General features: G+C 63.0%; 5 protein-coding genes. 2 read left to right on the forward strand and 3 right to left on the reverse strand.

Annotated elements, in window-relative coordinates:
- Positions 1-439: 439 nt before the first annotated feature.
- Genes ABSG20_RS27060 through ABSG20_RS27070 form a run of 3 tightly spaced genes read right to left on the reverse strand, consistent with a single transcriptional unit; the run spans position 440 to position 2,449 of the window.
- Positions 440-727, reverse strand: coding sequence for a 2Fe-2S iron-sulfur cluster-binding protein (locus tag ABSG20_RS27060; RefSeq protein WP_423867548.1), 288 nt, complete (start codon positions 725-727; stop codon positions 440-442).
- A 28-nt stretch (positions 728-755) separates the two neighbouring features.
- Positions 756-2,075, reverse strand: coding sequence for a Rieske 2Fe-2S domain-containing protein (locus ABSG20_RS27065; RefSeq protein ID WP_423867549.1), 1,320 nt, complete (start codon positions 2,073-2,075; stop codon positions 756-758).
- Positions 2,076-2,107: 32 nt separating this feature from the next.
- Positions 2,108-2,449 (reverse strand): hypothetical protein, encoded by a 342-nt coding sequence (locus tag ABSG20_RS27070; protein ID WP_423867550.1) that lies wholly within the window; start codon positions 2,447-2,449, stop codon positions 2,108-2,110.
- 437 nt (positions 2,450-2,886) lie between these two features.
- Between ABSG20_RS27070 and acmB the strand changes: the two genes are divergently transcribed.
- Both acmB and ABSG20_RS27080 read left to right on the forward strand, forming a co-directional pair.
- Positions 2,887-4,086 carry a methyl acetate hydrolase AcmB gene (gene acmB / locus ABSG20_RS27075; protein ID WP_423867551.1) on the forward strand — a complete coding sequence of 400 codons (1,200 nt, stop codon included), beginning with the start codon at positions 2,887-2,889 and terminating at the stop codon, positions 4,084-4,086.
- A 187-nt stretch (positions 4,087-4,273) separates the two neighbouring features.
- Complete coding sequence (locus ABSG20_RS27080) at positions 4,274-5,956, forward strand: flavin-containing monooxygenase (protein WP_423867552.1); 1,683 nt, start codon at positions 4,274-4,276, stop codon at positions 5,954-5,956.
- The last annotated feature ends 196 nt before the right edge of the window (positions 5,957-6,152 follow it).

Raw genomic sequence — 6,152 nt, forward strand, 5'->3', positions numbered from 1 at the left:
AAGTTAATGACCATGAATTGAAATGCGATTGCCCTGCACCCAGGCAGCGCGCAGCCCCGGCACCGTTATCTTCTCCCCTCCCCCCGCGAAGCGGTGGGGAGGGGTCGGGGGTGGGGGGTCCATCGGCGGACCCGCTGCTCCGGTGAACGCCGCGCCACCCCCCACCCCCGACCCCTCCCCACCACGCGCAAGCGCGGGGGGGCTACGGCATGCACACATCTGATTCGATCTTCTCGGTCAGATCGACGAAAAATGTGAGTCATCAGAGTCACTTGCATCAACTATGGCAATACTTGCTGGCCCAGGCCGGGCAGCTCGCTAACCAATTGAAAAAGAATCTCTTTTCGAGATGTGTGAATCCCCTAGGCGCGTGGGGGGAGGGGAGTCTATGACCTCATCCTGAGTCCCCCCTGGATAAAACCGCTGGGCTAGAGATGGGCTAGAGATCAAGCACCAGCAGCTTTGATTTCGACCGCGAGCAGCAGATCATGATCTTGCTGTTCTCGGCCTTTTCGTCCTCGGCAAGGAAGGAATCACGATGGTCGGGAATGCCGTCGACCACCCGGGATTCGCAGGTGCCGCAGTGTCCTTCTGTACAGGAGAAGGAAACATTGACGCCGGCATCGAGCAGGACGTCGAGAATGCTCTCGCCCGGCGGCACGGCAATGATGCGCCCGCTGCGAAAGAGGCGCACCTCGAAGCCACCGGAGGCCGCATGGTCAGTCACGGCATGTTCTCCTTGGTGCGCAATTGCGCTACAGCGCATAACCGAAATCCGCACCGAGCTTGGCGGCCATGTGCGGACGGCCGAAGTCGACCCATGACGTGCTTTCGGGCAGCGTGAGCGAAACGGCGCGCACCATGAAAGTGTCGGGATTGGTGACACCGGCGGGCTTGATACCGCGGTCGCGATAGGCGCTTACGGCTTCCAGCAGCAGCCGCCGCGTCATCGCGATGCCGGTATCGCTGGACCCCAGATGTTCCCTGGTCCGATCGAAGATCGGCTGGATTCCGCTCTGGCAGGCGCCGTCCTGGATCCACAGCCCGGGCAGCCCCGAGAACCAGGTGTTGACCTGGCTTTCATAGTCGAACTCGAATGCGTTCTCGCGCGTGAAGCGGGTCCAGTAGTCGCAGAACGGCACGGTGGCCGGGCGCTTGACGAAAGCATGCCGGCTCGGATGACCGCTCTCGCGTCCCTGATGGCCCTCCTCGAACAATTGCCGGGTGCGCGCCGGCAGCGGCTCGGAGGGATGATAGGAGAAGAAGATGCAGAGTGTATGGTTGTCGTCGATCGGCACCCAGGCATGGCCGCTGAGGTCGGGAAATTTCGATTGCGGCGGTACCAGGGAATAGAACGGCGTCACGAACTGGTTGACGCGCCAATAAAGCCTCTCGCCATCGAGATGCCGCTTCGCGGCAATGCTGATGCCGAAGTCTTGCCGGATGCACTCGAACGTCGGACGCAGATCGCGTTTGGCAAGCCAATCGCTGATTGTACCTTTGGAGTCGATCCGGCCATGGAGAATGGGGGCGTGCGCGGAATCGATCTCGCCCTCCAGCGCCTGCAGCCAGTTGCATTCCTGCACCCGGATCGACACCTGCACATTCTCTTGCGGGACCATGTTCCATTCCAGGTTTGGCAAAGGCGGCACATCGGTGGTTTCCGGGCCCATATAGGCCCAGACCATTCCGCCGCGCTCCCTGCAGGGATAGGCCATGATTCTGACCTTATCCTTGAGCCGGCTCCTGACCGGCTCCGCCGGCGTGTCGATCACGGCGCCGGTCACGTCATATTTCCAGCCGTGATAGACACAGCGCAGCCCGCAATCCTCGTTGCGGCCGAACATCATCGGCGCGCCGCGGTGGGCGCAGGCATTGGCGAGCAGGCCGACGCGTCCCTTGCTGTCGCGGAACGCCACCAGATCTTCGCCCAGCAGCATCACGCGCCTGGGTTGCCCGTCCGCGACCAGATCCTTCGAGAAGAAAAAGGGAATCCAGAACAACCTGAACAGCGATCCCATCGCGGTGCCGGCACCGACCCGGACCAGGGTTTCATTGTCTTGCTGCGAAAGCATGTTGCTTCCCTTTCGGCTTTCATGAGAACGGCTCAGTAAATCCCGCGCTGCCTGGGGACGATCGTGGCCACCTCGCGATCAAACAGGGCCACAAGCTCAGGCGTCACTCCGACCTTTTTCGCGACCCATGCCGGATCGCAATCCCGCAGCGGCGGGCGCGGCACGGGCGGTGCGCGGCCTTCGCCGACCATATGGATGATGATCTCGATCCGCTTCCGCTCCAGTTGACAAAGCGCATCCTCGACCACGTCGGACTCCGCCGTGCAGCCGGGCAGTTCCGGATAGGAGACGCGCCTGACCCAGGCGCCGTCGGCCAGTTCCACCGTTTCCGCTTCCAGGCGATAGGGCACGCAGAGATGATCAATCAGGCGCAACGGTTCCTCGCAAAGTTTCCCCCTGAATTATTGCGTGTTATGCGCAGGGACGATGCAAGACTTTCACGCCCGGGGCAAGGCTAGGCGCACTGCGTCTGCAGGGATGAACTGTCAGTATCGCTGACAGTTGTCAGCAAGAGCGGATTCTCAGCGCCTCCGATTGCAGGTGGGAAATGCATAGCCGGCCGAAAGAAACCGGTCTAATCTCGGCGACGCTTCGGTCGAAATTTCAACACGGACCAGGAGCTCAATCATGATGAGAACGCCATTGACTATTGCTGCTTCGGCCGCGGTGGGGCTTGCGTTCGCGCAACCGTCAGAACAATCGGAATGCGGCCCGATTTCAAATAGGTGACAACGGAGGACCACAGCCGGCCTGTCGAGAATAATCAGAAATCAAACGCAAACTCGGCCAACTTCAACGGGAGGAACTAAAGATGGGTAACAACTTGAAAAGCGCATGTGACGGGATTCTGCAGAAGGTCGTGACCGGCAAGGATCGTGTGCCCGGCGTGGTGGCGATGATCACCAGCCGCTCGGCCAACATCTACGAGGGCGCCGCCGGCGAGCGCAGCCTTGGCTCCGGGCAGGCCATGGCGACCGACACCGTCTTCGCCATCTTCTCGACCACCAAGGCGATCACCGGCACGGCGGTCCTGCAATGCGTCGAGGAAGGCAAGCTCGACCTCGACGCCCCGGCCAAAAGCTACGTCCCCGACATCGGCGAGCTCAGGGTGCTCGACGGCTTCGACGCCGGCGGCAAGCCCAAGCTGCGGGCGCCGAAGCGCGACATCACCACCCGCATGCTGATGCTGCACACCGCCGGCCTCGGCTACGATTTCTTCAACGCCGATTATCTGCGGCTGGCGCAGGAGCACGGCCAGCCCAGCGTGATCACCTGCTCGAAGGCATCCCTGATGACGCCGCTGCTGTTCGATCCCGGCGACAAATGGGAATATGGCAGCAACCTCGACTGGTGCGGCCAGATCGTCGAGAGCATCCGCGGCAAGCGGCTTGGCGAAGTGATGACGGAGCGGATCTTTGCGCCGCTCGGCATGGAGGACATCAGCTTTTCGCCGACGCCTTCGATGCGCGCCCGCCTCGCCGTGATCCACCAGCGCGAAGCCGGCGGGGCGCTGACCCCGCTGCCCGATCTGCGATTGCCGCCTGAGCCGGAAGTTCACATGGGCGGCCACGGACTCTACGCCTCGATCGGTGAATACATGAAATTCATCCGCATGTGGCTGAACGACGGCGCCGGGCCGCGCGGCCGCGTGCTCAAGAAAGAGACGGTCGAGACCGCGGTCCGGAACGGACTGCAGGCGCACCAGAAGGTCGTGATGCTGCCCGGCATCATTCCTACCCTGTCCAACGATGCCGAGTTCTTCCCCGGCCTGAAGAAATCCTGGTCCCACACTTTCATGGTCAATGACGAGGAGGCACCGACCGGAAGGCCGGCCGGGGCGATCGGCTGGGCCGGGCTCGCCAACACGTTCTATTGGATCGACCGCAAGAACGGGTTCGGCGGCTATTGGGCGACGCAGATCCTGCCGTTCGGCGACCCGACTTCGTTTGTCGGCTACATGGACTTCGAGACCGCCGCCTATGCGTCGGGTGAGGCGCGCGCGGCAGCGTGATGCCGGCCGTCCGGCCCGCTGCGCCACGACGCCTCCCCGGCTTTCGGAAGCCAAGGGATCAAGGGGGTGTCGTGAGCGCCAGGCGGTGCGATGTCGGTCCGCGGTCGGCGCGGACTGACCAGTGCCATATCGACAATACAATTGAACCGAAGATGCACGGAACAGTCCTCACAATGGGAGATGTGTCATGACGAATGTGCAAAATGACAAGCAGCGGACCAGCGCGAAAACCAACTTCGATGCGGTCATCATCGGCGCCGGCTTCTCCGGCATGTACATGCTGCATTCGCTGCGCGACAAGCTCGACCTCAACGTTACCGTGTTCGAGGCCGGCGACGGCGTCGGCGGCACCTGGTACTGGAATCGCTATCCCGGCGCGCGCTGCGACTCCGACAGCTACATCTACTGTTACACGTTCGACAAGAACCTGCTGCAGGAATGGGTGTGGTCCGAGCGCTATCCGGAACAGGACGAGATCCTGCGCTACCTCGAGCACTGCGCCGAGCGCTTCGACCTCAAGCCCGACATCCAGTTCGGCAAGCGCGTCGTCGAGGTCACCTTCGACGACAACACCGAGCTCTGGACCGTGCGCACCGACAAGGGCGACGTCGTCACGGCGCGCTTTGTCATCACCGCGGTCGGCGCGCTCTCGACCGCCAACATGCCCCCGTACAAGGGGCTGAGCGCTTTCGAAGGCAAGTGCTACCACACCAGCCGGTGGCCGCATGACGGCGTCGACTTCACCGCCAAGCGTGTCGGCGTCATCGGCTCGGGCGCGACCGCGGTGCAGGCGATCCCGGAGATCGCCCAGCAGGCCAAGCACCTGACGGTGTTCCAGCGCACGCCGACCTTCTGCGTGCCGGCGCGCAACGGCAAAGTCGATCCCGAAATCAGCAGGGCGCGCAAGGCCGATTACGACGGCATCCGCGCGCGTATCAAGGACTCGTTTTTCGGCTTCGAGCTGAATTTCATACCGAAGTCGGTGCTCGAAACGACGCCCGAGGAACGCGAGCAGGCATTCGACAGGATGTGGGACGCCGGCGGCTTCGCCTTCTGGCTCGCCAACTACCAGGACATGTTCTTCTCCAAGGAGGCCAATGACGTCATTGCCGACTACCTCAAGCGCAGGATCCGCTCGATCGTCAACGACCCGGCGACCGCCGAGCGGCTGACCCCCAAGACCTATCCCTACGGCACCAAGCGCCAGCCGCTGGACACCAACTATTTCGAGACCTTCAACAAGAGGAACGTGGTGCTGGTGGATGCGAGCACCGACGGCCCGATCGAGGAGGTCACGCCGAACGGCATCCGCGCCGGCGGCAAGGAGTACCCGCTCGACATTATCGTCGTCGCCACCGGCTTCGACGCGGTGACCGGCACGCTGAAGAAACTCGGCATCACCGGGCGCGGCGGCAGGGTGCTGGCGCAGGAGTGGGAGGACGGCCCAGAGACCTATCTTGGCCTTGCCATCGCGGGCTACCCGAACCTGTTCACGATCACCGGCCCGCAGAGCCCCTCGGTGCTGTCGAACATGCCGGTGTCGATCGAGCAGCACGTCGAGTGGATCACCGAATGCATCGCCCATATGCGACGAAACAAGCTGGCCATGATCGAGGCGAGCCCGCAGGCCCAGGACGCGTGGGGCGCCCATGTCGCCGAGGTCGTCAACGCGACCCTGATGACCGGCGCCAATTCCTGGTACATGGGCGCCAACATCGCCGGCAAGGCGCGCCGCTTCCTGCCCTACCTCGGCCCGGAAGGCGTCGGCGGCTATCGCCGGAAGTGCGCCGAAATCGCCGAGAACGGCTATGAGGGTTTTGAGTTCAAGAGCCAAGGTCACGGCACCGCACAGACCATCGCGGCCGGATGAAGCTGGCGGGCGCGAACCTGATAGCGACTCCGTGAAACCAATCGGTTCAGGCCACGAGCGTTGTCCTCTCACTCCCTCTCCCGCTCTTCGCGGGGGAGGGAGGGGTGGGGGGCGCCACTCGGGGACTGCCACATGGGTCTTACCGTTTGTGGAAATTGAGGAGGCGGATTACGCCCATCGGGCCGCGCGTCGCGCG

This window comes from Bradyrhizobium sp. (assembly GCF_049512235.1).
GTDB lineage: Bacteria > Pseudomonadota > Alphaproteobacteria > Rhizobiales > Xanthobacteraceae > Bradyrhizobium.

What these genes read in the sequence shown, in the direction of transcription:
- ABSG20_RS27065 (WP_423867549.1), bottom strand. Translation starts at nt 2,075, where the DNA reads ATGCTTTCGCAGCAAGACAATGAAACCCTGGTCCGGGTCGGTGCCGGC.
- acmB (WP_423867551.1), top strand. Translation starts at nt 2,887, where the DNA reads ATGGGTAACAACTTGAAAAGCGCATGTGACGGGATTCTGCAGAAGGTC.
- ABSG20_RS27080 (WP_423867552.1), top strand. Translation starts at nt 4,274, where the DNA reads ATGACGAATGTGCAAAATGACAAGCAGCGGACCAGCGCGAAAACCAAC.